This is a genomic window from Halodurantibacterium flavum, from assembly GCF_042681825.1.
In the GTDB taxonomy this organism is placed as follows: domain Bacteria; phylum Pseudomonadota; class Alphaproteobacteria; order Rhodobacterales; family Rhodobacteraceae; genus Halodurantibacterium; species Halodurantibacterium flavum.
In genome coordinates this window covers 119148-143199 of record NZ_JBHUGH010000005.1, presented here as the reverse complement: position 1 = coordinate 143199, position 24052 = coordinate 119148, and the positions used below count along the sequence as shown (strand labels likewise).

The window sequence follows — 24052 nt, the reverse complement described above, 5'->3', positions numbered from 1 at the left end:
TCTGACGATACCGGAGAACGTTGCCTACACTATCCGCCCGACCAATGCCGTCATGCAACTCCAACTCAACGGAGAAATGCATGAACAAGCCCGATCCCATCCCCGCGCGCCTGGCCGCGCTGAAGACAACGCCGACGCCCGACCTGAAGAAACAGTGGCGCGACCTGTTCGACAGCGAGCCGCCGCCGTTCAACCGCCGCTATCTCGAAAGCCGCATCGCTTATCGCATCCAGGAACTCGCCTATGGCGGGCTGAAGCCGGAGACGATCCGGCGCCTTGAGCGGCTGGGCGAGGAACTGGACGGCGGCGACAAGAGGAAGCGCAGCATCCGCGCCGATCGCGACCGCCCGATCACCGGCACGCGGCTGCTGCGCGAATGGCAGGGCGTCGAGCAGATCGTCACTGTCACCGCCGATGGCTTCGAATGGCAGGGGCGGCCGTACAAGTCGCTGTCAGCCATCGCCCGCGCCATCACCGGCACGCGCTGGAACGGATGGACCTTCTTCGGTCTCAAGAACCACAGGGGGCGGACATGACGAAGCCGCCCGAGAAATCGAAGGTCGTCCGCAAGCTGCGCTGCGCGGTCTACACACGCAAATCCTCCGAGGAAGGGCTGGAGCAGGAATTCAACAGCCTCCATGCCCAACGCGAAGCCTGCGAGGCGTACATCGCCAGCCAGCGGTCTGAGGGCTGGGTTCTTGTCCGCGATCAGTATGACGACGGCGGGATCTCGGGCGGCACCCTGGAACGCCCCGGCCTGAAGCGGCTGCTGGAGGACATCGAGGACGGGCTGGTGGATGTAGTCGTGGTGTACAAGATCGACCGCCTCAGCCGCTCGCTCGCCGACTTCGCCAAGCTGGTCGAGGTGTTCGACCGGAATAGGGTGACTTTCGTCTCGGTCACGCAGTCGTTCAACACAACCACGTCGATGGGGCGGCTGACGCTGAACATCCTGCTGTCGTTCGCCCAGTTCGAGCGTGAGGTGACGGCCGAGCGCATCCGCGACAAGGTCGCCGCCAGCCGGAAGAAGGGTATGTGGATGGGGGGCGTGCCGCCCTTCGGCTACCGGGTGGAAAACCGCAAACTGCTGGTGGACGAGGAAGCCGCCGCGCACGTCCGCTGGATCTTCGCTCGATTCCTCGACATCGGATCCTGCACGGAATTGGCGCGGGAAGTCGGCGCGCGCGGCATCCGGACGCCGCGCGGCAACCGAATCGACAAGAAGTACATCTACCGGATGCTCAGCAACCGCGCCTACATCGGCGAGGCGGTCCACAAGGGCGACAGCTACCCCGGCGAGCATGAGGCCATCATCGACCGCGAGATGTGGGACCGGGTTCACACCATCCTGCAGGAAAGTCCCCGAAAGCGCGCTGCCCGGACCCGGGCCGACACGCCCGCGCTGCTGAAAGGGCTGCTCTACGGCCCAGACGGTGCGGCGTTCTCGCCGACCCATACCCGCAAGGGCGACAGGCTCTACCGCTACTATGTGAGCCAGACGGTGCTGAAGCATGGCGCTGGGGCGTGCCCGGTCGGCCGCGTGCCTGCGGGCGAGATCGAAGCCGCCGTGATCGACCAACTCCGCGCCGTGTTCCGCCAGCCCGAGATCGTTGCGGGGACATGGAAGTCCGCCCGCGCTCACGCTGCCGACATCACCGAGGCTGACGCTCGCTCGGCGCTGCAGAGACTTGATCCACTGTGGGACGAATTCTTCCCCGCCGAGCAGGCCCGCATCGTGGCACTGCTGGTCGAGCGCGTGGGCGTCGGCACGAACGGGCTCAATGTCCGGCTCCGGATGGACGGCCTCGGAGGGCTCGCGCGCGAGATGCTCTCTGGCAGCATCGGGGAAGCGGCATGACCCGCGCGACGGCGGTCCCCGAGACGGTTACAATCCACGTGCCATTCTGCGTCGTGAAGCGTGGCGGGCGGAAGGAGATGCAGATGCCCGAGGGCGCCACGCAGCTGCGGCGGATGGACAACACGCTGGTCAAGGCGCTAGCCCGCGCCTTCCGCTGGAAGCGGATGCTCGAGTCGGGTGAGTTCGCTACCATCGCAGAACTGGCCGAGCGGGAGGGGATCGCGACGTCCTACATGACCCGTGTCCTACGTCTCACGCTGCTCGCGCCCTGCATGGTCGAGGCAATCCTGGACGGGAAGCAGGGTCCGGAGGTGACGCTGGCGGGAGTATTGAAGGACGTGCCGTTGGTGTGGGAGCGCAGGGAGTGGAGGTTAGACTGAACGGCGACAAAGGCCCAATCAAGCCAGTCGGCTTCGCCCATCGCTGCGTAGCAGCTCCCCTGCGGCAGGACCAAGGGGCGCCCTCATGAGGCTCGGAAACTCAAGCTCCTGGCGATCGAGTGACAAGTCCAAGATCAAATGCAGGCCCCACTACGAACGGAGCGCAACAGCCGAGCAAGTCAGTAGCATCCATGCTGCGCGAGCCTACAATATATTGCGTCCTGCTCGCCGTATGTGCAATGTTGGCGGAGTAGACCAACCTAAGCCCATGCTACCCAATCAGACCGAACAAATCACCACTGTTAACGCCTGAGCAGTCTGCATGGGCTAAGAAACGATCCATGCCACCCCGCTCATTTCCCGGCATGACAACAAAAACCAAGCAGGCAGGGAGACCGAACGCATGTCATTCCGGTACATTGGCTCCAAGGCGCGTATTGTGGAAGCCATCATTGATCACATTGGCGCGCCTGACGGCGGTGTGTTCGTGGATGGCTTCTCGGGGACAGGAGCAGTAGCCGAAGCAGCGGCCCGCGCTGGCTGGCCCGTTCACGTTAACGATCATTTGGCTTCCTCGGCCATCATGTCCTACGCGCGCGTGACGTCCAAAGCCGATATCCCTTTTAAGGGGCTTTCGGGCTACGACAACGCAATTGCTGCTCTTAATGACGCACTGCCCGTACGCGGCTTCATTTGGCGCGAGTACAGCCCAGCATCATCAGGTCATTGCGAGGTCTCCCGGATGTATTTCACCGAAGAGAACGCTCAAAAAATCGATGGCATGCGGCAGAAGATCCGCGCCTGGCGGCAAGGCGATATAATCACGCCACATGAAGAGCGCGTTCTCATTGCCGATTTGATGCGCGCTTCAAACCGCGTCGCAAATACTGCCGGAACCTACGGCTGCTTCCTGTCCAAATGGCAGAGGCAATCGCTAGATGCCTTGGTGATCGAGCCTGGCGAATATCTCGAAGCCTCTCCGCATGCGACCATGAGCACGCGGGACGTTCATCAGGTGCCGTGCGCGGCGGAGGATACGGTCTATCTTGACCCTCCCTACACCAAACGCCAATATGCAGCCTATTATCACATTCTTGAAACCATCGCCCTTGGTGATGAGCCTCAAGTTGAAGGGGTCTGCGGCATTCGTCCGTGGCGAGAAAAAGCATCTGACTTTTGCTATAAAGTCAGAGCCGCGAAGGCTATCGAGCGTCTTATTTCGGAACTCCCGGCTCGCCGTATTTTCCTTTCCTATAGCACCGAAGGTCACGTCCCGATCAAATCGCTTTCCGATTCTCTAGCTGGCATCGGAAAACTCAGCGTTCATTCGCTCCAGAATATCGGTCGCTATCGCCCCAACAAAGCCGCCAGCAAAGCCGCCTCCGACGTCGGAGAGCTGCTTTTCTGCATCGAGAAGACCAAGGAAGCAAAGCGCGCCGCCGCATGAAACCATCGAGTACAGTTGAGGGCAAACGTCTTACAAAGGCCGATGCCTACATATCTCAATGCCTGAGACGCTATCGCGGGAACAACGATGAGTTGCGCTTCCAGCTATTGGAAGCGGCATCTGCCCGCCTTGGTGGATTTGATTTTCAAGCATTTTGCTCGAAGTTCGCGATCAAACCCTTGATGGCCCCTGAGCGCCTGCTTGATGATGCGAAAGCGCTTGTTCTGCTGTTAAATGATACCGGCATTCACCCCTCGCTTTGCTTAAGCGCGCTGGCTCGGGAAGCACTCGATCACAGTGAGCAACGAAATAACGGCGCGTATCACACGGACTTTCGGCTAGCCCTGCATCTCGCTCACAGCGTTGACGTGCATTTTACGAAAGGGGCTAAGGTTCTCGATCCGGCCTGCGGTGCCGGGATATTGCTGACAGCCGTTTCCATCGTGGCCTGTGGACCGGATCGTCTACTAGCCAGCGAATGGCTTCGCGAGTCCGTTTATGCCGCCGATCTTTCACCGCTCGCTTTGCGCGGCACTCGGTTGTCACTCGCGTCGCTGACCGATGACTTGGATGCCATCGCAACGATGTGCGCCCGCTGGCGAGCACAGGACAGCCTGCTTGTACCTGACGCCACTTGGCTTGAGCTAAGTGAAGACGGTTTTGACGTCGTGATCGCAAACCCTCCTTGGGAAAAGGTCAAGCTTACACGGCATGAATACGCTAAAGCGAACGGAGAAACCCGCGACTACGGAACGAGCTACCGCCTGCAATCACTTGCTGGGTACGAAAAAGCCAAAACCGAGCGCGCCGCAATGGCGGGATCACTTATTGATCGCTACCCTGTCCTGGCAAAAGGCGAGCCTGATCTCTACGTCGCCTTTGTCGAGCTTCTCTACAAGCTGACTCGGGTAGGCGGACACGGTGCTCTCTTGGTTCCGGCAGGCCTGATCCGCTCGCTCAGCACTGAAACTCTGCGGCGGGCGCTCGTAGAGGGTACGGATGATCTTGCCTTCACCATAATGGAAAATCGTGCACGGCATTTCGCCATTGACACGCGGTTTAAGTTTCTTGTTGTAAATTATCGCCGCAAGGCGAGTTCCAGCAAGGCGCTAGCGGCAGTGAAGATTGGCCATGCAAGTGCCAATAGCGAGCGCGTCATACCCGCACCGCAGGTACGTCTTGCGCTCAAGGATATCGAGCATTTGCGCTCCGACCTTACTCTTCCCGAAGTGCGCTCGGCAGAGGAATGGCATCTTTTCAAGAAAATGCAGAACAACGGGTCGGTGATCTCATCCGAGGATTCACCTTGGTATCCTGAGTTTTGCCGTGAGGTCGATATGACTCACGGCCGCCGCTATTTCGTGAAACGGCCAGAAAAAGGATGCCTTCCGGTCATTGAGGGCCGAATGGTCCAACCCCACCGTCTGGGCTGCAAATCTTATGTCTCTGGTGAAGGAAGAAGCGCCGTTTGGTACAATCTCCCGCCAGGTCAAAGCAGGGTCGCACCACAGTTCTGGCTGCCGTTGAGAGTCGCGTCCGCAGAAGCTTCGCGGCGCTCTCGGCGCATGCGCGTAGGCTTTTGTGATATTACGGGGCAAACCAACGAACGATCAATGATGGCTGCGTTGATCCCACCAGAGGTCATCTGCGGGAACAAGGTTCCGACGATTTCTTTCCCCAATGACCCATCGGATGATCGGCTTTTCCTTTGGCTCGCCATTGTCAACTCGCTTCCTTTCGATTGGCTGCTTCGGCGGATCGTTACGACGACAGTAAATTACTTCGTCCTGCTCTCCCTTCGACTACCCAACCTTGATATCAGTTCACTCCCTGCACAGCGCCTGATTGGCCTCGCCCGAAAATTGCATGAGCTTGACCAGTCAAAAAATTCGAGCTTTGAGAATGTTTGGCGCATTGCCGAACTGCGCTGCGAAGCGGACGTTCTGGTCGCACGCGCCTATGGTTGTTCCGAGGATGACCTACGGCTCATGTTGCAGGACTTCCCCCTGTTGGATCGCGGCCAACCCGCAATACAGGGCGAGACATCGTCCACCGTCACAGAAGACGTCCTGCTTTCGGCTTGGCTCCGGAACGCAGAAACGGGAAGTGAACAAAGCGCCCAACGTGTGGAACGCGCGCGCAAACTCGGCGCTATACCCTATGTCAGCTCCGAGTTCGTCAACAGCATCCAAGAAAAATCCAACGAGGTTGTGCGGTGAGCAGTAGTTCGCAGGCCATTGAACGGGTTCTCCTTCAAAATATCGAAGACGGAGATCGTCGAAAGTTTATCGCCAAGTCAAATGACGCCGACAGCGGGGGTGGCGCTCGCGATCTGCGTTTTCGACCGGAAACCGAGTTCTTGCCTTTTTTTCGGCGCATGTTCCCGAACAAGACAACCAAGACACGTAAGGCAAAAGGGGTTACGTCTCAAATCGAAGTTCTGAGTGGCACGGTCACTTGGCATGAACCAACGGGTGATAAGAGCGCCACCATGGAGATATGGCCTGCCACGGACGCGCGCCCGAATGAATGCCGAATAGCACGCATCTCCGAGTTTGCGCTTGATGGCTTGATCCAAAACGATCCCAGTGGCGGTCGTTCGGTTTTCATGATGTTCCAGCAAGCCAATGGAGATATTTGGCTGTATTTCACGACCGAGACGAGTCTTCTTACCCAAAATTGGGATCCGAAAATCAAGAAGTTTGCGCAGGATTGGTTCGACGACGGCTGCAAGTCAGCGTTTCTAGACCTGGTAACAAAAGAGCAATACCCACATGTCTGACGCCAACGACATTCTGGACCTGCTGGAAAACCGCCGCAACGTCCTGCTTGCCGGGCCGCCGGGCACGGGCAAGTCCATGCTGCTGAGTGAGGTTGCGAGCCTCTTTGAAGCTAAGGGGCACTCCAGCACGCCCATTCATCAGCCAGGTGCACCAGTCCCCATCCCGCCCACGCCTACGACAACCCTGCCGGGGGCAATGGGGACGTCCTCCAACCGGAAGGTCTTTCGCTGCGTTCTTCATCAGTCCAGCAAGTACCGTGATTTCCTGACAGGCGTGATGCCTGACGTCCGCACAGGTACGCCACCGGGCACGTTCAGAATTACCGAAGGCATTCTCTACCGTGCCAGTGAGTATGCAAAGCAGCCGGACAGCGCGGCGCTGCTTATTATTGATGAAATCAACCGCGGCCCGACCGTACAAGTTTTCGGTGGAGCTATCGTCGCCATCGAATCCGACAAGCGCCTTGCACCGGACGGCAAGTCAACGCCTGCAACACAGTTCTTCGATTTGATCAATCCGGCAGACGGCGATCTGATCGAGTATGCTTTTCCATCGAGGCTCTACATACTAGCAGCAATGAACCAGGCGGATGTCTCGGTCGAGCCGCTGGATGTAGCCTTCCTTCGGCGTTGGGCTCCTTTCAATCTGGAACCCAAGTCTTCGGTTTTGCGGGCGCATTTCGGAATTTCCGCGACACCGACCGCGAGTTTGCCGCCAAGCCCTAGCTCCGCAGATGATGTGAGCGAGGCTGCTATCCAAGCGTTTGATGCGATAAACCAAAGCATTGCACTCGGACGAGGTCCGGAATTCAGGATCGGTCACGGCGTGCTCATGGCCAACAACGCCAAGCCCTCAAACGTGGCTGAGGCTCTTGCCCACTTTGCGACAGCATGGCGAACGGTCAAAAATCACATCGATGAAGCGTTCTTCGGTGACGTACGCGGAACCGCCATCGTCTTGAACGCAGATCGCGGCATTGCCGGAAACCCGTACAGCTTGGAAGAAACCTCCTTCGGAGATGCCCCCCGCGCCATGATCAATGGTCCGGTGAGCATTGATGCTTCGCAGGTCTATGATCTGTTTGTCGCCCTGTCCCAAAGGGCTGTTTAGTCGTCATGCGCCAATGGCAGCGCTTCACAGCAGTTGAGTATGCGAAGCCTTCGGCTCTCCACGAGGAAATTGCCAAGCGTAGCGATGTTTCAGCGTCCACCGCGCGCGAGCTTTTGCTCCGTGCCGGAGACCGTGTGCGCGGTATCCTCGGACTGGCGAGCGTTCCGCTATCCATTAATGCCGACCGCTTTCAGTTTCAGAATGTGGCGGGTTTGCTTGTCCTTGCGTCAGGTCTGGAACTCGAAATTGCTCCTAAATTTCTCGGAAATGCACCCGGGTGGCGTGAGGACTTCTTCCTTCTGGCCACGCTTTCACACCATGGGCGGCTACTCGACAACGAGGGATTGAAATCATCGGCACGCGCGACTTCAGATCTTGCGACACTGATCGGTCGCTCTCTTGTCGAAATGTACTGGAAAAACCAGCGTAGACCACTGCGAACCTATCGCCGTTTGTCCCACAGCGAGTTCGCCATTGAAGGGGATTTTGATCCCGAGGATCTGTCTGTTCCAACGGAGGAAGGCTTTCCGCAATCGGTGACCTCCTTCACCCGCGAAAATCCCTACAATGCTGTAATCAGGGCGGCTGCGGCTGGTCTTGCGCCCATTGTTCCCGACGTCGAAACCCGCGTACGTCTTGAGCGTCTTGCGCAACATCTTCCGCATCAGCAAAGGCCATCACGTCTTCAGGATCGGCGAATGCCGAGCCGTTCGCGCGCTTGGCAACCAACATTTGATCTTTCTCTCGACATCCTGCGGGGGCTTGGCGGGGCCTATGATCCGAAGAACGCTCTTGCGCCAGGCTACGTCATGCAGACATGGCAAGTTTGGGAGCAGCTCGTTTCGCTATCGCTCCGCAACGCACTTTTGCCCAAGAATGTGCTGCTCCAGTCACCCAGAAGGCTCGGGACGAGAACGCAGGATGGCGAAGTAAGAGTGCTCAACGTCGTTCCCGACGCGATTGTCACGATTCCCAATACCACTGGTTCGCGCCGGGTCATCGTGGACGCAAAATACAAAGGGCATGTGGATCGCTCTACTACCTCGATTTCCAATGCCGATATCTATGAATCTTTGGCGTTCTCGCGCGCAACGGGGATCTTCGAGGTGGTGCTGGTCTATCCGCGGACAGTGGACGACGCGCCTTCCTCTCACTACGAGGTCGGACATGCAGCAGAATTTGCAAGGGCTGTAGCAGACGGTGTACTCATCCGGGCAGTTGAACTTGGTGTTTGTCGTATCTCAGAGCGGCGTGGCTTGAAGCGCTTTGCTGATGCGCTTGCCAAGAGCCTTTAGCGGCTTCTGAGGAGCACTCTGCCTCGCGAAGATAGGCTTTCGTGAACGGAATTTGACGGAGCAGTCCATTCTTTCACTTGCCGATTTTTTTTGGGAGAGTGTTCGATTTCTGTTCCGCCCGACCAAACGCCGCTGGCGTCGAAGTGCTCAGGTGCCGCGCACAAAATCTGTTTTGATACAGCGTCTTGCAAGCTGTTTACTGAAATAGCGCAGTCATCAGGTCCAGAGAATAACCAGCCAAGAGAACGGATTTTGGGCCAACAGCCGCCTCGGCGGTGCTCAACCCATTCCGCAAACGCCTTTGAAAACACGGGAAAATCCGGCCGCGGCCGGATCGGGAGAACGCTTTCGCGAGGGCGAGTGGCGGAGCGAGAGGGATTCGAACCCTCGAGACGGTTTCCCGCCTACACACTTTCCAGGCGTGCGCCTTCGACCACTCGGCCACCGCTCCGTGGGGGTCTCTCTAGCGTGAGGCTGCGAGGGACTTCAAGGATAATTGCGGGGTTTCAGGAAATAAAGGCGATGAGTCAGTCCCGTTGCTTGGCGGCGGTCAAGGTTCAGGACCCAGGTTTTTCCGTGCTCGCCCGGCACTGGCTTGCGAAGAGCGGATTTTGCTAGGGAGGAAGACACATTCAACAGCGCCGCGGGGTGGGAAGGCAGCGAAGTTTCCCGTCCGGACCTTGCAGGTCTGATCGATGGTTCTGGGAGCGGGGCCGCATAACCTTCTCTCATCCGCAAGGCGGAGCGCAAGGATGAAGTCGCCGATGCAAGAAGGTTAGCCGAATGGCGCGGCATCTACCTTACTTTCGGTGAAGGCGATCGCCGACCCTAGGTCGGCTCTGCCTAGGGCCGCTACAAGATTTACGACCGGTGGAAAAGCTACGCCCACAATGGTTACGGTAGGAACCGCGAATTGCGCGGCCGCGACCTTACAAATTTCGGTTCAGCATTCTCGAACGCCTCGCGCCAGACATGCCGGCCGAAGATGTCATCGCTTTCGAGAACAACTGGAGGCTGCGGCCCCATTCCCGGCAGCCATTAGGGCTCAACGCCAAGCAAGTTATCCTCGTTGCGCAAGAAGAAATAGGCCTCCAACCTGCTTTCAAAGGACGGTTCCAGTATCTCCTCCTGGTGTTCACCCCATTCTTCGGGAAATCTGGCGTAAGCGCTTCACCGGTCCTCGGCCTTTGCTCAATCCTCTTCGGGGTAGATCAGCGTGATTTCGCCGTCCGCCTCCAGCCGGCGGATTGCGGCGATGACGGCGTTGCGGGCGGCCTCCGCGTCCTTTTCACGATAGGTCCCAAGCTCGGCCATTTCCTCGCGCAGGGTGCCGGCCAGCCGTTGGGACATGTTGTCGAGGATATAGTCGGCCACGATCCTGTCCTCGCCCTTGGCGCTGGCAAGGGCGAGGACGAGTTGCGGCTGTTCGACGGCGCGCATGACGCGCGAGATATCGCGCGCCTCTACACGGTCGGGGATGTTTGGGAAGGTGAAGATCGCCTTGCGGACGCGTTCGGCGAAATCGGCATCCGTTTCCTCCAGCCCCTGCAGAACCTCTTCGCGCTTGTCGGTCGCGGCGAAATTGAGGATCGCGCCGACCCGTTCGACCGGCGTCTTCCGGAAGGCCCGGGGCGGTCGCGCCTCGAGCTGACCGGAGAGAGAGAGGCCGATCCGGCGGACGGTTTCCGGGTCCACATCTTCGGTGAGCGAGACGGCATAGGCGATCCGGCGTGCCCGTTCGCCGGGCAGGCGCCCCAGCAACTCGGCCGCCTTGGTCACGCCGAGCTTCGACAGAAGAACCGCCGCGACCTCGATGCTCTCCTGTTCCAGAAGCGGCAGGAGGTCCTTTGCATCCTGGCCGACGATGCGGTCCCAGGCGTCCCCCTGACCGGTCGCCGCGGCCATGCGGCGCAGGCGGTTCGCGGCGCCCGCGCTGATGTGGCCATCGAGCATCGAGAGGGCGCCATAGATCCCGTCGGGGAAGGCGACACCGGCGCCCTCAAGCTCGGCGGCGAATTCCTCGACCACCTGGTTCATCGTGTCCCGGTCGACAAGACGCAGGCGGCTGAGTTCCTGCGTGAGATCGGCCTGCAGATCCTCGGGCAGGGCCAACAGGGGCAGGGGCGCCCCTTCGGCCAGCAGCAACCGCACAATGACCGCCGCCTTCTGCCGCTGGCTCAGTTGTGGTGGCATTCGCTTGGGGCGGTCGTCATCGACAACCTCCCCGCGCGAAAAGAGCCCATCGCCCAGACCAAGACTTCCCAATGCAACCGCAGTCGCCACCTGTGACCTCCGCCAACCTGTTGCGGGCAGACTCGCAGGCAAGGATTAAGGGCGCGTTACCTTCATCCGTCTTTGCCGAAGACACGGGCAAAGATCGTGTCCACATGCTTGGTGTGATAGCCGAGATCGAACTTTTCCTCGATCTCCGCATCGCTGAGAACCGCGCTCACCTCCGGATCGGCCTTGAGTTCCGACATGAAATCAGCGTCTTGCTCCCAGACCTTCATGGCGTTCCTCTGCACCAGCCGATAGCTGTCCTCGCGGCTCACGCCTTTTTGCGTCAATGCCAGAAGCACACGTTGAGAATGAACAAGCCCGCGGAACTTGTTGAGATTCCTCATCATGTTGTCGGGGTAGACGACAAGGTTCTCGATCACGCCTGTCAGCCGGGCAAGGGCAAAGTCCAGCGTCACGGTCGCGTCCGGGCCGATGTTGCGTTCGACCGAGGAATGGGAAATGTCCCGCTCATGCCAGAGCGCGACATTCTCCATCGCGGGGATGGCCATCGAGCGCACGAGCCGTGCAAGCCCGGTCAGGTTTTCCGTCAGCACAGGGTTCCGCTTGTGCGGCATCGCGCTCGAACCCTTCTGGCCCTTGGAGAAAAATTCCTCCGCCTCAAGCACTTCGGTCCGCTGCATGTGGCGGATCTCGATCGCGACATTCTCGACCGAGGACGCGATGACCCCCAGCGTGGCGAAGAACGCCGCATGGCGGTCGCGCGGGATCACCTGCGTCGAGATCGGTTCGGGCGTAAGGCCGAGCATCCTGCAGACATGTTCCTCGACCCTCGGATCGATATTGGCGAATGTCCCCACCGCGCCGGAAATCGCACCCGTCGCGACCTCGGCCCGCGCCGTTTCAAGCCGCTGGCGGTTGCGGTCCATCTCGGCGTAGAAGCGGGCAAAGGTCAGGCCCATCGTAGTCGGCTCGGCGTGGATGCCGTGGCTGCGCCCGATGCGGATCGTGTCCTTGTGCTCCATCGCGCGGCGCTTGAGCGCGGCGAGCAGCCGGTCCATGTCGGCCAGCAGGATATCGGCCGCACGCACAAGCTGGATGTTGAAACAGGTGTCGAGCACGTCCGAGCTCGTCATGCCCTGATGGACGAAACGCGCCTCATCCGGCCCCACGATTTCCCCCAGATGGGTGAGGAAGGCGATCACGTCATGCTTGGTCACCGCCTCGATCTCATCGATCCGGGCCACGTCAAAGGTCGCGTCCTTCGCCTTCCACACCGCCTGGGCATTTTCGCGCGGGATCACCCCGATTTCCGCCATCGCGTCGCAGGCATGGGCCTCGATCTCGAACCAGATGCGAAAGCGGCTCTCGGGGGACCAGATGGCGACCATGTCGGGGCGGGAATAGCGGGGGATCATATGCGGGGCCTCTCGGTTCAGCGGGGTGCGCGTTGCGGCGGTTCTAGACGGGCGCGGGCAGGCTCGCAACCCTTGGCCGCTTGACCCGCAGCGCAGGGCCCCCTATGTCGGCGGCGCGGCGGGACGACCCGCCCTTTTCCCAAGACATGTCGGGACGGCCCGCGCAGGAACGGAGGCTTTCATGCCCTGGATCATCCTTACGCTTGCCGGCATCTTCGAGATCGCCTGGGCCATCGGCCTGAAATACACCGAAGGCTTTACGCGCCCGCTCCCGACCGCCCTGACGGTCGGGGCGATGATCGTCAGCATCGGCCTTCTGGGCCTTGCGCTGCGCGATCTGCCGCTGGGCACCGCCTATGCGATCTGGACGGGCATCGGCGCGGTGGGCACAGCCACATTGGGGATCGTGCTGTTCGGTGACCCGGCCCATGCGGCCCGGCTCTTTTGCATCGGGCTGATCCTGGCGGGGTTGGTTGGGCTCAAGCTCGTGTCCTGAGCCGCACCGGTCAACAGCGGGGGCGTCAGCCGCCCGTATGGCTCATGTGGCGCGACATCTGGCCGGCGACGGCCTGCCGGGAATAGTCGAAATCATGGCCCTTGGGCTTGAGCGCGATGGCCCGGCGGATCGCATCCTCAAGCCCTGCGTCATCGCCGCTGGCCCGCAGGGGCGCGCGCAGGTCGGCCATGTCTTCCTGTCCCAGACACATGTAAAGCTGCCCGGTGCAGGTCAGCCGTACCCGGTTGCAGCTTTCGCAGAAATTATGGGTGAGGGGGGTGATGAAGCCGATCTTCTGCCCTGTCTCCTCCAGCCGGACATAGCGCGCGGGGCCTCCCGTGCGTTCTGCCAGATCGACAAGCGTGAACCGTTCCGCCAGCCGCGCGCGCAGATCGCGCAGCGACCAGTATTGGTCCAGCCGGTCCTCATTGCCCAGATCACCCATCGGCATGACCTCGATAAAGGTCAGGTCCATGCCTTCCGCGGCGCACCAGTCCGCAAGGCTGAAAAGTTCATCCTCGTTGAAGCCCTTCAGCGCCACGGTGTTGATCTTGACGCGGATGCCGGCCCGCTGCGCCGCGCGGATGCCGTCCAGAACCTGTTCCAGCCGGCCCCAGCGGGTGATTGCCGCGAATTTTTCGGGCACGAGCGTATCGAGCGAGACATTGATCCGCCGCACGCCGCAGGCCGCCAGATCGTCGGCAAACCGCGCAAGCTGCGACCCGTTGGTCGTCAGCGTCAATTCCTGCAGGGCGCCGCTGTCCAGATGGCGGGACATGGCGCGGAAAAAGGTCATGATATCGCGCCGGACCAGCGGTTCGCCCCCCGTGATCCGCAGCTTTTCGACGCCGAGCCCGATGAAGGCGGAACAGAGCCGGTCAAGCTCTTCCAGCGTCAGAAGCTCCTTCTTGGGCAGGAAGGTCATGTTTTCGGCCATGCAATAGACACAGCGGAAATCGCAGCGGTCCGTCACGGAGACGCGCAGATAGCTGATGGCACGGGCAAACGGATCGATGAGCGGGGCTTTCATGGACACAACTTAGGCGCGGCCGCGCGGCGCGGCAAGCGGGCAACCGCAGATCGGGCGGGCTTTGGCATTGAAAGGCGCGGGGCGTTGAAAGGCGCGGATAGGGCCCTAAGCTCTGGTCCAACCAGAATGAGAGACCCGGAACACATAGATGACCAGACTGTCCCCCCTCCGCCTTGCCACCGCAGCGCCGCTGCTTCTCGTGCTCGCCGCCTGTGCGGATACCGAGCACGGCACCGCCGCCCGCACCCAGGCGCCCCTTGCCGAGGCCCCGGCGCCCGCCACGGCCGCACCCGCCCCCCGTCCCGGCGCGATCGTCGGCGGGGCAGGGACGCAGGCGGCGGCCTATGACGTGGCGACCCCGGAACAGCGCGCGGCCGCGACGGCCCCGGCCACCGGCGGGCGGGAATTGGGGCGGGCCACGGTGTCGCTGGGCAACCCGGCCGAACAGGGGTTCTGGCTGCGCACCCCGCTGGTCAGCACCGAGACACCGGGCCGGGTCGTCGCGGCCAATGGCCAGTCGGTGAACGTCACGCTGATCCCGGCCACGGGGACCGGGGGGCGCCTGTCGCTTTCGGCGTTTCAGGCGCTTGGGCTGCCGCTCACCTCGCTGCCGTCGGTGCAGGTCTTTACACGCTGAGGTGACGCGCGGCCTCTTTGCGGGCGAAGGATTTCAGGCCAGCGCCCTCGGAGGCCAGGAAGGCGCGGCTGCGGTCGGGATCGTGTTTCGAGAGGTCGCGCAGCCACCAGGCGACCGCCTTCTGGATGAACCAGTCGCGATCGGCCACATAGGTCGCGGCCCAGTCCAGCACGCGTTCCCGGATCGCAAGATCGGCGGATTTGGGAAAGTTCATCTTGGCCCAGGGCAGGGTGATGACCAGCGCCGCGCGGCGGATCCACATGTTGTCGTTGCGCGTCCATGCCTCGACCACCTCAAGGCGGGACGGATCGGCCAGCAGCCGCTTTTGCCCGGCGATGCAGACGGTATCGGCGATGGCCCAGCCGTCGAACTCCGGAACCCAGGCCGCGATCAGATCCCAGGCGCCGCTGTCATCGGGGCGGATGCGCGCCTGCGTCAGCAGCTTTGCCGCGGCGATCCGCCCCTCGAAAATGTCGCTGTCCCAGAGCCCGGCCGCAAGCGTCAGCCGGTCCCCGAGCGAAAGATCCGCCCGCCAGCCACGCGCCAGATCGTCGATGACCGGCGTCGCGAGGCCGAGGATTTCCCGCGTGGTCTTGTGATAGGCGGCCATTTCCGCGGCCCGGTCCGGATCGGCCTCTGCCCGCAGGGCCGCAAGCGCCGCATCCGGGGTCATCCGGGGGATCATTCGACCGTCACCGATTTCGCGAGGTTGCGCGGCTGGTCCACATCCGTGCCCTTGGCGATGGCGGTGTGATAGGCGAGCATCTGCGCCGGCAGGGCATAAAGCACCGGCGCCAGCCACGGTTCGATCCGCGGCAGGGTAAGGCTGCGCCAGACACCGCCCCCTGCCTCCTCCACCCCTTCGGCGTCCGAGATCAGCAGTACCTTGCCATGCCGGGCCATGACCTCTTGCATGTTCGACACGGTCTTTTCGTAAAGCGCGTCGCGCGGGGCCAGCACGACCACGGGCACATGCTGGTCGATCAGCGCGATCGGCCCGTGTTTCAGTTCGCCCGATGCGTAACCTTCGGCGTGGATGTAGCTGATTTCCTTGAGCTTCAGCGCGCCTTCGAGTGCCAGCGGATACATCGGCCCCCGTCCGAGGAAGAGGATGTCCTGCGCCTCGGCCAGATCGGCGGCGATCCGGGCGACGTCGTTCGACAAAAGCAGCGCGTGGTTCATGAGCCCCGGCAGGCTGCGCAGATGGCCCAGATGCGCGGCAAGCTGACCCGCATCCATCCGGCCGCGATCCACTGCCGCCTTCAGCGCCATCAGCGCCAGAACCGTCAACTGACAGGTGAACCCCTTGGTCGAGGCGACCGAAACCTCGACCCCCGCAAGGATCGGCAGCGCCACATCGCTTTCGCGGGCGATCGAACTGGTCGCCACGTTCACGACCGATACGACCTTGGCCACCCTGTCGCGGGTATAACGCAGGGCGGCGAGCGTGTCGGCGGTTTCGCCCGACTGGCTGACAAAGACCGACCATGAACCCGGCGACAAGGGCGGCTCGCGATAGCGGAACTCGCTCGCGATATCGACATCGACGGGCAGGCCCGCCAATTGCTCGAACCAGTATTTCGCCACCATGCAGGCGTAAGAGGCCGTGCCGCAGGCCACCATCACCAGCCGGTCGCATTCGGCAAAGTCGAGCCCGGGCATCGCGATCCCGGCATCCGTCAGGTAATGGTCCAGCGCCGCGCCGATCACGCCCGGCTGCTCGGCGATTTCCTTGGCCATGAAATGCTTGTGCCCGGCCTTGTCGATCCGCGCCGCGCCGATCTGGATCTGCGTCACGGCCCGGTTGGCGCGCCGGCCCGCCGCGTCAAAAATCTCGGCGCCGCTGCGGGTGATGACGGCGCGGTCGCCTTCCTCCAGATAGGTGATGCGGTCGGTCAGCGGCGCCAGCGCGATCGCGTCCGACCCCACGAACATCTCGCCCTCGCCGTGGCCTATGGCCAGCGGCGAACCCTGACGCGCACAGATCAACAGATCCTCTTCGCCGTCGAACAGGAAGCAGAGCGCGAAGGCCCCCGTCAGGCGCCTGATCGTGGCCTCGGCGGCCTCGGCCGGGGTCATTCCTTCGGCCATGTGGCGTTCGGTCAACAGGACGACGGTCTCGGTATCCGTCTCGGTATGGAACGCGGCGCCTTGCGCGGTCAGCTCTTCGCGCAGTTCGCGGAAATTCTCGATGATGCCGTTATGGACCACCGCCACGCCGCCCGCACGATGCGGGTGGGCGTTGGCGACCGTCGGTGCCCCGTGGGTTGCCCAGCGGGTATGGCCGATGCCGGCCTTTCCGGCCAGCGGTTCATGCACCAGAAGATCCGAGAGGTTCACAAGCTTGCCGACAGCCCGCCGCCGGTCCAGCCGCCCCTGATGCACGGTCGCGATGCCCGCGCTGTCATAGCCGCGATATTCGAGCCGCTTCAGCGCCTCGACCATAAGAGGGGCGGCCTCATGTTCGCCCAGAACGCCGATGATCCCGCACATGCTATTTTCCCCCCTTGGCGGCGCGCAGCTTTTCGAACAGGCGGCGGGCAAAGCCCTCCTTGTTGACCTGCCGCGCCCGGCCCACGGCCATCGCATCGGCGGGCACATCGGCGGTGATCACCGACCCGCTGGCCGTCATCGCGCCGGCACCGACGCGCACCGGCGCCACCAGCATCGTGTCCGACCCGATAAAGGCCCGCGCGCCGATTTCCGTGCGGTGCTTGGACACGCCGTCATAGTTGCAGGTGACGGTGCCCGCGCCGATATTCGCGGCCTCGCCCACATGCGCGTCGCCGATATAGCTGAGATGGTTGACCTTGGCCCCGGCGTCGAGCACGGCGTTCTTGATCTCGACAAAGTTGCCGACGCGCGCGCCCTCGGCCAGTTCCGCCCCGGGGCGGAGCCGCGCGAACGGCCCGACCTGCGCGCCCTGGCTCACATGGCAGCCCTCCAGATGGCAGAAGGCGCGGATCTCGGCGCCGGATTCCACCGTCACGCCGGGGCCGAAGACGACGTTCGGGCCCACGACCGCATCGCGTCCGATCACCGTGTCAAAGGCAAAGTGGATCGTCTCCGGCGCGATCAGGCTCACACCGTTTTCCAGCGCCTCGGCCCGGGCGCGGGACTGAAAGGCGGCCTCGGCGGCGGCAAGCTCGGCCCGGGTATTGATGCCCAGCGTCTCGGCCTCATCGCAGGTCACGACACCCGCCGACATGCCCCGCGCGCGGGCAAGGGCCACGATATCGGGGAGGTAGTACTCCCCTGCGGCATTGTCGTTGCCGACCTCGGCCACCAGCGCCATCAGAACCCCGGCATCGGCACAGATCACGCCCGAATTGCAGAGGGTGAGGCTACGTTCCGCCTCGGTCGCGTCCTTCCATTCGACGATACGGGTGAGGTCCGCCCCCTCGACCACCAGCCGGCCATAGCGGGCGGGATCCGCGGCCTCAAACCCCAGAACGACGACGTCATGACGGGCGCGCGCCCGCAGCATCGCGGCAATGGTCGCGTCCGAGATGAAGGGCGTGTCGCCATAAAGCACGATCGCATCGCCCCGCGCCCCCCGCAGCGCCGGTTCCGCCTGCAGCACGGCATGGGCGGTTCCAAGCTGTTCGGCCTGCTCGACCACCTGGACATCCGGGTTGAGGCCGCGGGCCACCGCCGCCACCTCGGCGCCGCCATGACCCGTCACGACGACCAGCCGTTCGGGCGACTGCCGGTCGGCGGTTGCCATCGCATGGGCCAGAAGCGGCGCGCCGGCCAGTTCATGCAGCACCTTGGGCCGCTCGGAGTTCATCCGCGTGCCTTGCCCCGCCGCCAGAATGATGAAGGATACCGCCATGCTCTGCCTTTTCCGCGCGCCCCTCGGGGCCTGTTCTTTGGCCCAAGGGGCCTTTTCTTTCGATCTGGCCCGTTTTACCGATGGCAGGGGCCATCGCAAGGGTGGGCGGCTTCACTTCTCTTTACCGCGCATTTCAGACGCGGGCCATTGCCGGGGGACATATGACGCGGACGGTGATTTTCGATCTCGACGGAACGATCGCGGACACGAGCGCCGACCTGATCGCGGCGGCCAATGCCTGCTTTCGCGGATTGGGCCATGGCGACCTGCTGCACCCCGAGGATGACGCGCTGACGGCCTTTCATGGCGGGCGGGCGATGCTGCGGCTGGGGTTCGGGCGCGTGTCGAAGAACTGGACCGAGATGCTGGTCGATGAACAGTATCCGCTGCTTCTGCAGGCCTATGCCGAGGAAATCGCGACCCATACCCGCCTTTACCCGGGGGTAGAGAATGCGGTGACCCGCCTGAGCGACGCGGGCTATCGTCTTGGCGTCTGCACCAACAAGCCCGAGGGGCTGGCCGAGACGCTGCTTCGGCAGCTCAGGTTCCGCGATGTCTTTGCCTCGCTGGTGGGGGCCGACACGCTGCCGGTGCGCAAGCCCGATCCGCTGCCCTATCGCACGGCGGTCGAACGGGCGGGGGGCGTCGTCGAACGCTCCATGCTGGTGGGCGACACGGTGACGGACCGCGACACGGCGCGCGCGGCGGGGGTGCCGGTCGCGCTCATCACCTTTGGCCCCTCGGGGCGAGAGGTGGAACAACTGGAACCCGAGGCGCTGCTCGATCATTTCGACCAGCTGTTCGATCTGGCCGAAATCCTGATCGACTAGACCCGCTACACGGCGGCGTTCAGCCGGGCATAGCGCCCGCCGGAACCAGCCAGTTCGCCATGACTGCCGATCTCGGTGATGCGCCCGGCCTCCATCACCACGATCCGGTCCGCGTGGCGGATCGTCGCCAGCCTGTGGGCGATAATCAGCGTCGTGCGCCCCACCGCCAGCGCGTCGAGCGCCGACTGGATCTCGCGCTCGGTCTCGGTATCCAGCGCCGATGTCGCCTCGTCGAGGATCAGGATCGGCGGGTTCTTGAGGAACACCCGCGCGATCGCCACGCGCTGCTTCTGCCCGCCCGACAGCATGACACCGCGTTCGCCCACGACCGTATCGAGCCCCTCGGGCAGGGCGGCGATCATCGGGCCAAGCTGCGCCTGCTTGGCGGCGCGGACGATCTCGGCCTCGGTCGCGCCCAGCCGGCCATAGGCGATGTTCTCGCGCAGGGTGCCGCCGAACAGGAACACGTCCTGGCTGACGATGCCGATCTGGCGGCGCAGGCTCTGGATCGTCATGGCGGCAAGCGGAAGGCCGTCGATGGTGATCCGCCCGGCGGTCGGGTCGTAGAACCGCGGCACCAGCGCCAGAAGCGTCGTCTTGCCCGCGCCCGAGGGGCCGACAAAGGCCAGCGTCTCGCCGGGGCGGACGGCAAGGTCGATGTCATGCAGGGTGGGGCGCCCGTCGTCATAGGCAAAGCTCACGCCCTCGAACCGGATCGCACCGCGCAGGGGCGGGGCCGCGACGGCATCGGGGCTGTCGGCGATTTCAGGCTCGGTCGCCAGCAGTTCCTGATAGCGGCGAAAGCCGGCGATCCCGCGGGGATAGGTCTCGATCACCGCCGCGATCTTGTCCAGCGGGCGAAAGAACACGCCCACCAGCAGCAGGAACGCCACGAACCCGCCGGTGGTCAGCGACCCGTTCAGCACAAAGATCGCGCCGACGACCATCACCACGACCTGAATGGCGCGCATCCCCATGTAGTTGAGCGCCGAGGACGCCGCCATGACCTTGTAGGCCCGCAGCTTGGTATCGCGATAGCGGGCGTTGTCCCGGGCGAAAAGCGTGGTTTCATGCGTCTCGTTGGCAAAGGCCTGCACCACGCGGATGCCGCCCACGTTTTCCTCCAGCCGGACGTTGAAATCGCCCACGCGGGAATAGATCGCGCGCCAGGTCGCCGTCATCCGCCCGCCATAGATCGTGACGATGGCGACGGTCGCGGGCACGATGGCCGCCGTGATCAGCGCCAGATCGACATTGATCGTCAGCATCAGAAGGAACGCGCCCAGAAAGGTCATGATCGCGATGAAAAGATCCTCGGGGCCATGATGGGCGACCTCGCCGATTTCCTCCAGGTCGCGGGTGACGCGCGCCACCAGCTTGCCCGTCCGCACCCGGTCGAAATAGCGGAAAGACAGCTTTTGCAGATGCTCGAAGGCGCGGCGCCGCATCTCGGTCTCGATATTGATGCCGAGCTTGTGGCCCCAATAGATCACGATGGTCATCAGCCCGGTGTTGACCAGATAGATCGCAAGCAACCCGCCAGCGGCCAGCAGCGTCAGCGTCAGATCGCCCCGGGGCAAAAGCTGGTCGATGAAGAGCTGCACGGCCAAAGGAAAGGCAAGCTCCAGAAGGCCAGAGGCGACCGCGCAGCCGAAATCGACCCAGAAAAGCCCCATCCAGGGCCGGTAATAGGAAAAGAACTGGCGCAGCATCAGACCGTCCGTGCTTGGCTGCCCGCAAGGCCGCCGTCTGTTAGTGACGGGCGACAACGCCCGGTGGGCGGCCCCCTTTCGGGGACCTGCCCGATTACCAGCGCTTGCGCAAGACGAGGCTGGCGCGGCGCCCCTCGCCGTAAAAGCACGACAGCGCCGTTTCGCAAGAGGCGACGTAAAGCTCATCGGTAAGGTTCGCGATGGCAAGGTTCATGTTCCAGCCCTCGCCGAAGTCATAGCTCGCCCCCGCATCGAACAGCGTCGCATCCGGCACCCGCAGCGTGTTTTCGTTATCCGCCCAGGACCGGCCCAGATAACGGATGCCGCCCGTGACGGTCAGGCCCTCGACCTGCGGCAGGTCATAGGCAAGCTGCAAGGCGGCCTGACGCTCGATCGTGGCATAGGGGGTGTTGCCGACGATGGCCGTATCCGCATCCTCGGTGATTTCCACATCCATCGCCGTGACCTGCCCCAGAAGGCGCAGCCGGTCGGTCAGTTCCGCCTGGGCCTCGAGCTCCACCCCGCGGGACCGGACCTCACCCAGCTGGGTTTCCGCGTTGAAGGGGCCGGTCACGACACCTTCGCGCCGGATCTCGAACGCGGCGAGCGTGAAGAGCGCGTTCATCCCCTCGGGCGCCCATTTCACGCCCGCCTCGACCTGCTGCCCCGTCTCCGGGTAAAGCGCGCCGACCGAGGATGTCCCGATCTGCGGGTTGAAGAAGGTCGCGTAGGACAGGTAGGGCGTCACCCCCCGGGCAAGCTCGCGGGCGATCCCGGCGCGCCAGGAAAATTCGTGGTCGGTGCTGGAATAGGCGGGGGTGCCGGTCGCCTCCAGGTCGACCACGTCGAACCGGCCGTTCAGTGTCGCGATCCAGCCCTGACCCCAGCGGATCTGGTCCTGCACATAAAGCCCAAGCTGCTGCTGGGTGATGCGCTGGTCGATATAGGGCGTCGGGTCGGGTTGCGGCGCGCCATAGACCGGGTTCGTGACCGAAATACCCGTCGCCGCATCCGGCCAGGCGACCGAGGCCTGCACCTGATCCATCCGGAACCAGCGGTAATCGACCCCGGCCAGCAGCCGGTGTTCCGTGCCACCGAAATTCGCCACCGTCTCGACCCGCGTGTCGTTCAGAAAGCTCAGCGTTTCGGTCTGGTGCTGGAAGAAGATCCGCGCCAGCGTGTTGTCGGGGTCGGTGGGCGTCGGCGAATAGCCGGCATAGCCAAAGCCGTAGACCTGGCTTTCATCCACATCCGACCACGACAGCCGGCTGGTATTGGTCAGCGTCAGGCCGTTGTCGAACTGATGCCGCACGATCGAGGACAGCAAAAGCTGATCGCGCCGATACCAGTCCAGCGCCGGTTCGCCGCTGTTGAAGTCGCGGTCGATCCGGCCAAAGCCGATATCCTCCACCGTCCCGTAATAGGGCAGCCACGCGCCGCCGACGTGATCCTCGTCGATATGGGTATAGCTCGCCATCAGGGTGACGTCGGTGCCGCCGTCCAGCGTGAACGAGAGCGACGGCGCGATCACCCCGTGCACGCCGTCGTCGAAGGCGCCATAGCCGTCGGTCCGCGCGAGCTTGCTGACCAGCCGCCAGCGCAGGCCCCCCGCCGTCACGCCGTTCTGGTCGGCCCCGGCCCAGACGCGTCCGTTTTCGTCCACGCCCAGTTCGGCCATGCCGTCGTCCGTGCCCGTGGGCATCTTGGAGACGTAGTTCAGGAGCCCGCCCGGATTGGCGCCGCCATAAAGCACCGAGGCCGGACCCTTGAGCACCTCGACCCGTTCCAGCGTGAAAGGATCGATATAGAACCCGCCGAAGCCATAGGAATAATGCGCAAGCCCGTCCTGGAAGACCCCCGTGGCGCTGGCCGGAAAGCCGCGGATCACCACCCAGTTCGTGTCGCTGTCATAGCCGTAGGGCTGCGGCGCAACGCCCGCGGTATAGCCCAGAATCTCGTCGATCTTGGCCGCGTTCTGCGCCGCGATCCGTTCCGACCCGATCACCGTCACCGATTGCGGGATCTCGGTCAGGGGCGTCGCGGTCTTGGACCCGGCCTGCGTGGCGGGGTTGGTCTGGCCGGCGACCGGGCCGGTGCCGGTGCCCTCCAGCTCGATACGGCCCAAAAGCATCGGGTCGGCCGCATCCTGCGCAAGGACGGCGCCCGGCAGGCAAAGGGCAATGGCGGTGGTCTGCCCCAGAAGGCGGGCACGGGTGAGTTTCATTCCGGAATCCCTCGGCTGACCCGCGCGGCGGGTATTTCAACCTGTTGCGATTAGGGCCGGGAATGCAGGATGCAGGCCCCGGCGATGCAGCCGTGGTGGCGCGATGCGGCCGGAATGTCAATCCTGACTGTTTCGGTTTGAATTGCGGTGCAGCAGCATTGCCGCAGTCACGCTGCCCAGCACATGCGCCAGGATATCCGTCATCGTGTCGTCGAGCCCGTCCTCCTGCGCGTCCGAGTCGAAGATCACGTCGAGGCTGTATTCCAGCACTTCCCACAGGGCTGCCGCCGCGATGGAGAATGACAGGATGAAGATCATCCGCAGCGGCCCGCCGATCGGCACCTCGCTGCCCCGGCGCCCCTGCAACTGGTCATGAACCAGCGCCGCCAGCAGGACCAGCAGCACGCCCGCCACCCCATGCGCCGCCAGATCCCACCACCAGAGCAGATCGTAGAACGAGAGCCTCTCGCCAAGGAAAATCGTCGCCGTGACGAACAGGGCGGTCGCCCTGTCGACCCCGTCCGGCAGGTCGAGGCGGGTGTTTTCCCGCAGCGCCGTCGGGATCAGGCAGGCCCCCAGCGCGCCCAGGGCCGCGATCGCGTCCCATCCGCGGCCCAGCAGCAACTCGGCCGGGATGAGGCACAGAAAGAGCGCTTGCGACAGGACCAGCCAGCGATCCTGCCGCATCAGCGCGGATATCATCGCGCCAACCCGGCCGGCGGCATATCGGCACGGTCTTCGCCCGTCTTTCCCTCTCGC

At 63.1% G+C, this 24052-nt stretch carries 20 protein-coding genes and 1 tRNA gene; 11 read left to right on the top strand and 10 right to left on the bottom strand.

The window, feature by feature from the left end; translation table 11 throughout:
- Positions 1-80 precede the first annotated feature (80 nt).
- The 8 genes from ACFSGJ_RS07285 to ACFSGJ_RS07250 all read left to right on the top strand — a co-directional run bounded on the left by ACFSGJ_RS07285 (position 81) and on the right by ACFSGJ_RS07250 (position 8873).
- Positions 81-536 (top strand): DUF2924 domain-containing protein, encoded by a 456-nt coding sequence (locus ACFSGJ_RS07285; RefSeq protein WP_390260327.1) that lies wholly within the window; start codon positions 81-83, stop codon positions 534-536.
- Positions 533-1858 carry a recombinase family protein gene (locus tag ACFSGJ_RS07280; RefSeq protein WP_390260326.1) on the top strand — a complete coding sequence of 442 codons (1326 nt, stop codon included), beginning with the start codon at positions 533-535 and terminating at the stop codon, positions 1856-1858. Before ACFSGJ_RS07285 ends, ACFSGJ_RS07280 begins: the two co-directional genes overlap by 4 nt.
- Complete coding sequence (locus tag ACFSGJ_RS07275) at positions 1855-2238, top strand: hypothetical protein (protein ID WP_390260325.1); 384 nt, start codon at positions 1855-1857, stop codon at positions 2236-2238. The genes ACFSGJ_RS07280 and ACFSGJ_RS07275 overlap by 4 nt, the downstream gene beginning before the upstream one ends.
- Positions 2239-2641: 403 nt before the next feature.
- A complete protein-coding gene (locus ACFSGJ_RS07270; RefSeq protein WP_390260324.1) occupies positions 2642-3685 on the top strand; it encodes a DNA adenine methylase in 1044 nt (347 codons plus the stop codon).
- Positions 3682-5904 (top strand): Eco57I restriction-modification methylase domain-containing protein, encoded by a 2223-nt coding sequence (locus ACFSGJ_RS07265; protein WP_390260323.1) that lies wholly within the window; start codon positions 3682-3684, stop codon positions 5902-5904. The genes ACFSGJ_RS07270 and ACFSGJ_RS07265 overlap by 4 nt, the downstream gene beginning before the upstream one ends.
- Positions 5901-6467 (top strand): hypothetical protein, encoded by a 567-nt coding sequence (locus ACFSGJ_RS07260; RefSeq protein ID WP_390260322.1) that lies wholly within the window; start codon positions 5901-5903, stop codon positions 6465-6467. Before ACFSGJ_RS07265 ends, ACFSGJ_RS07260 begins: the two co-directional genes overlap by 4 nt.
- Positions 6460-7578 (top strand): AAA family ATPase, encoded by a 1119-nt coding sequence (locus ACFSGJ_RS07255; protein WP_390260321.1) that lies wholly within the window; start codon positions 6460-6462, stop codon positions 7576-7578. Before ACFSGJ_RS07260 ends, ACFSGJ_RS07255 begins: the two co-directional genes overlap by 8 nt.
- Positions 7579-7583: 5 nt before the next feature.
- Positions 7584-8873 (top strand): 5-methylcytosine restriction system specificity protein McrC, encoded by a 1290-nt coding sequence (locus tag ACFSGJ_RS07250; RefSeq protein WP_390260320.1) that lies wholly within the window; start codon positions 7584-7586, stop codon positions 8871-8873.
- Between the two features lie 361 nt (positions 8874-9234).
- Here the strand turns inward: ACFSGJ_RS07250 and ACFSGJ_RS07245 are convergent.
- The 3 genes from ACFSGJ_RS07245 to purB all read right to left on the bottom strand — a co-directional run bounded on the left by ACFSGJ_RS07245 (position 9235) and on the right by purB (position 12529).
- Positions 9235-9324: transfer RNA gene (locus ACFSGJ_RS07245), tRNA-Ser, on the bottom strand.
- Between the two features lie 740 nt (positions 9325-10064).
- A complete protein-coding gene (locus ACFSGJ_RS07240) occupies positions 10065-11066 on the bottom strand; it encodes a flagellar motor switch protein FliG (RefSeq protein ID WP_390260754.1) in 1002 nt (333 codons plus the stop codon).
- A gap of 152 nt (positions 11067-11218) precedes the next feature.
- The gene (purB, locus tag ACFSGJ_RS07235) at positions 11219-12529 is read right to left on the bottom strand and encodes an adenylosuccinate lyase (RefSeq protein WP_390260319.1); all 1311 of its coding nucleotides are present in this window, start codon (positions 12527-12529) and stop codon (positions 11219-11221) included.
- A 181-nt stretch (positions 12530-12710) separates the two neighbouring features.
- Between purB and sugE the strand changes: the two genes are divergently transcribed.
- A complete protein-coding gene (gene sugE / locus ACFSGJ_RS07230) occupies positions 12711-13025 on the top strand; it encodes a quaternary ammonium compound efflux SMR transporter SugE (protein WP_390260318.1) in 315 nt (104 codons plus the stop codon).
- Between the two features lie 25 nt (positions 13026-13050).
- Here sugE and moaA read toward each other — a convergent pair whose 3' ends face one another.
- Entirely contained in the window at positions 13051-14055 is a 1005-nt protein-coding gene (gene moaA, locus ACFSGJ_RS07225) for a GTP 3',8-cyclase MoaA (RefSeq protein ID WP_390260317.1), read from the bottom strand.
- Between the two features lie 148 nt (positions 14056-14203).
- Between moaA and ACFSGJ_RS07220 the strand changes: the two genes are divergently transcribed.
- The gene (locus tag ACFSGJ_RS07220) at positions 14204-14692 is read left to right on the top strand and encodes a hypothetical protein (protein ID WP_390260316.1); all 489 of its coding nucleotides are present in this window, start codon (positions 14204-14206) and stop codon (positions 14690-14692) included.
- On the opposite strand, the gene ACFSGJ_RS07215 is transcribed toward ACFSGJ_RS07220, so the two are convergent.
- Genes ACFSGJ_RS07215 through glmU form a run of 3 tightly spaced genes read right to left on the bottom strand, consistent with a single transcriptional unit; the run spans position 14682 to position 18527 of the window.
- Complete coding sequence (locus ACFSGJ_RS07215; protein WP_390260315.1) at positions 14682-15365, bottom strand: DNA alkylation repair protein; 684 nt, start codon at positions 15363-15365, stop codon at positions 14682-14684. The two genes, ACFSGJ_RS07220 and ACFSGJ_RS07215, sit on opposite strands and share 11 nt — an antisense overlap.
- Positions 15366-15373: 8 nt before the next feature.
- A complete protein-coding gene (gene glmS, locus ACFSGJ_RS07210) occupies positions 15374-17185 on the bottom strand; it encodes a glutamine--fructose-6-phosphate transaminase (isomerizing) (RefSeq protein ID WP_390260314.1) in 1812 nt (603 codons plus the stop codon).
- A gap of 1 nt (position 17186) precedes the next feature.
- On the bottom strand, positions 17187-18527 hold the full coding sequence (gene glmU / locus ACFSGJ_RS07205; protein ID WP_390260313.1) for a bifunctional UDP-N-acetylglucosamine diphosphorylase/glucosamine-1-phosphate N-acetyltransferase GlmU: 1341 nt from the start codon (positions 18525-18527) through the stop codon (positions 17187-17189).
- 161 nt (positions 18528-18688) lie between these two features.
- Here glmU and ACFSGJ_RS07200 point away from each other — a divergent pair, with 161 nt between their 5' ends.
- Positions 18689-19357 (top strand): HAD-IA family hydrolase, encoded by a 669-nt coding sequence (locus ACFSGJ_RS07200; RefSeq protein WP_390260312.1) that lies wholly within the window; start codon positions 18689-18691, stop codon positions 19355-19357.
- A 5-nt stretch (positions 19358-19362) separates the two neighbouring features.
- Here ACFSGJ_RS07200 and ACFSGJ_RS07195 read toward each other — a convergent pair whose 3' ends face one another.
- From ACFSGJ_RS07195 to ACFSGJ_RS07185, 3 genes are all read right to left on the bottom strand, one after another.
- Positions 19363-21069, bottom strand: coding sequence for an ABC transporter ATP-binding protein (locus tag ACFSGJ_RS07195; protein ID WP_390260311.1), 1707 nt, complete (start codon positions 21067-21069; stop codon positions 19363-19365).
- A 94-nt stretch (positions 21070-21163) separates the two neighbouring features.
- On the bottom strand, positions 21164-23293 hold the full coding sequence (locus ACFSGJ_RS07190; RefSeq protein WP_390260310.1) for a TonB-dependent siderophore receptor: 2130 nt from the start codon (positions 23291-23293) through the stop codon (positions 21164-21166).
- 117 nt (positions 23294-23410) lie between these two features.
- Complete coding sequence (locus tag ACFSGJ_RS07185; protein WP_390260309.1) at positions 23411-23995, bottom strand: DUF2238 domain-containing protein; 585 nt, start codon at positions 23993-23995, stop codon at positions 23411-23413.
- Positions 23996-24052 lie beyond the last annotated feature (57 nt).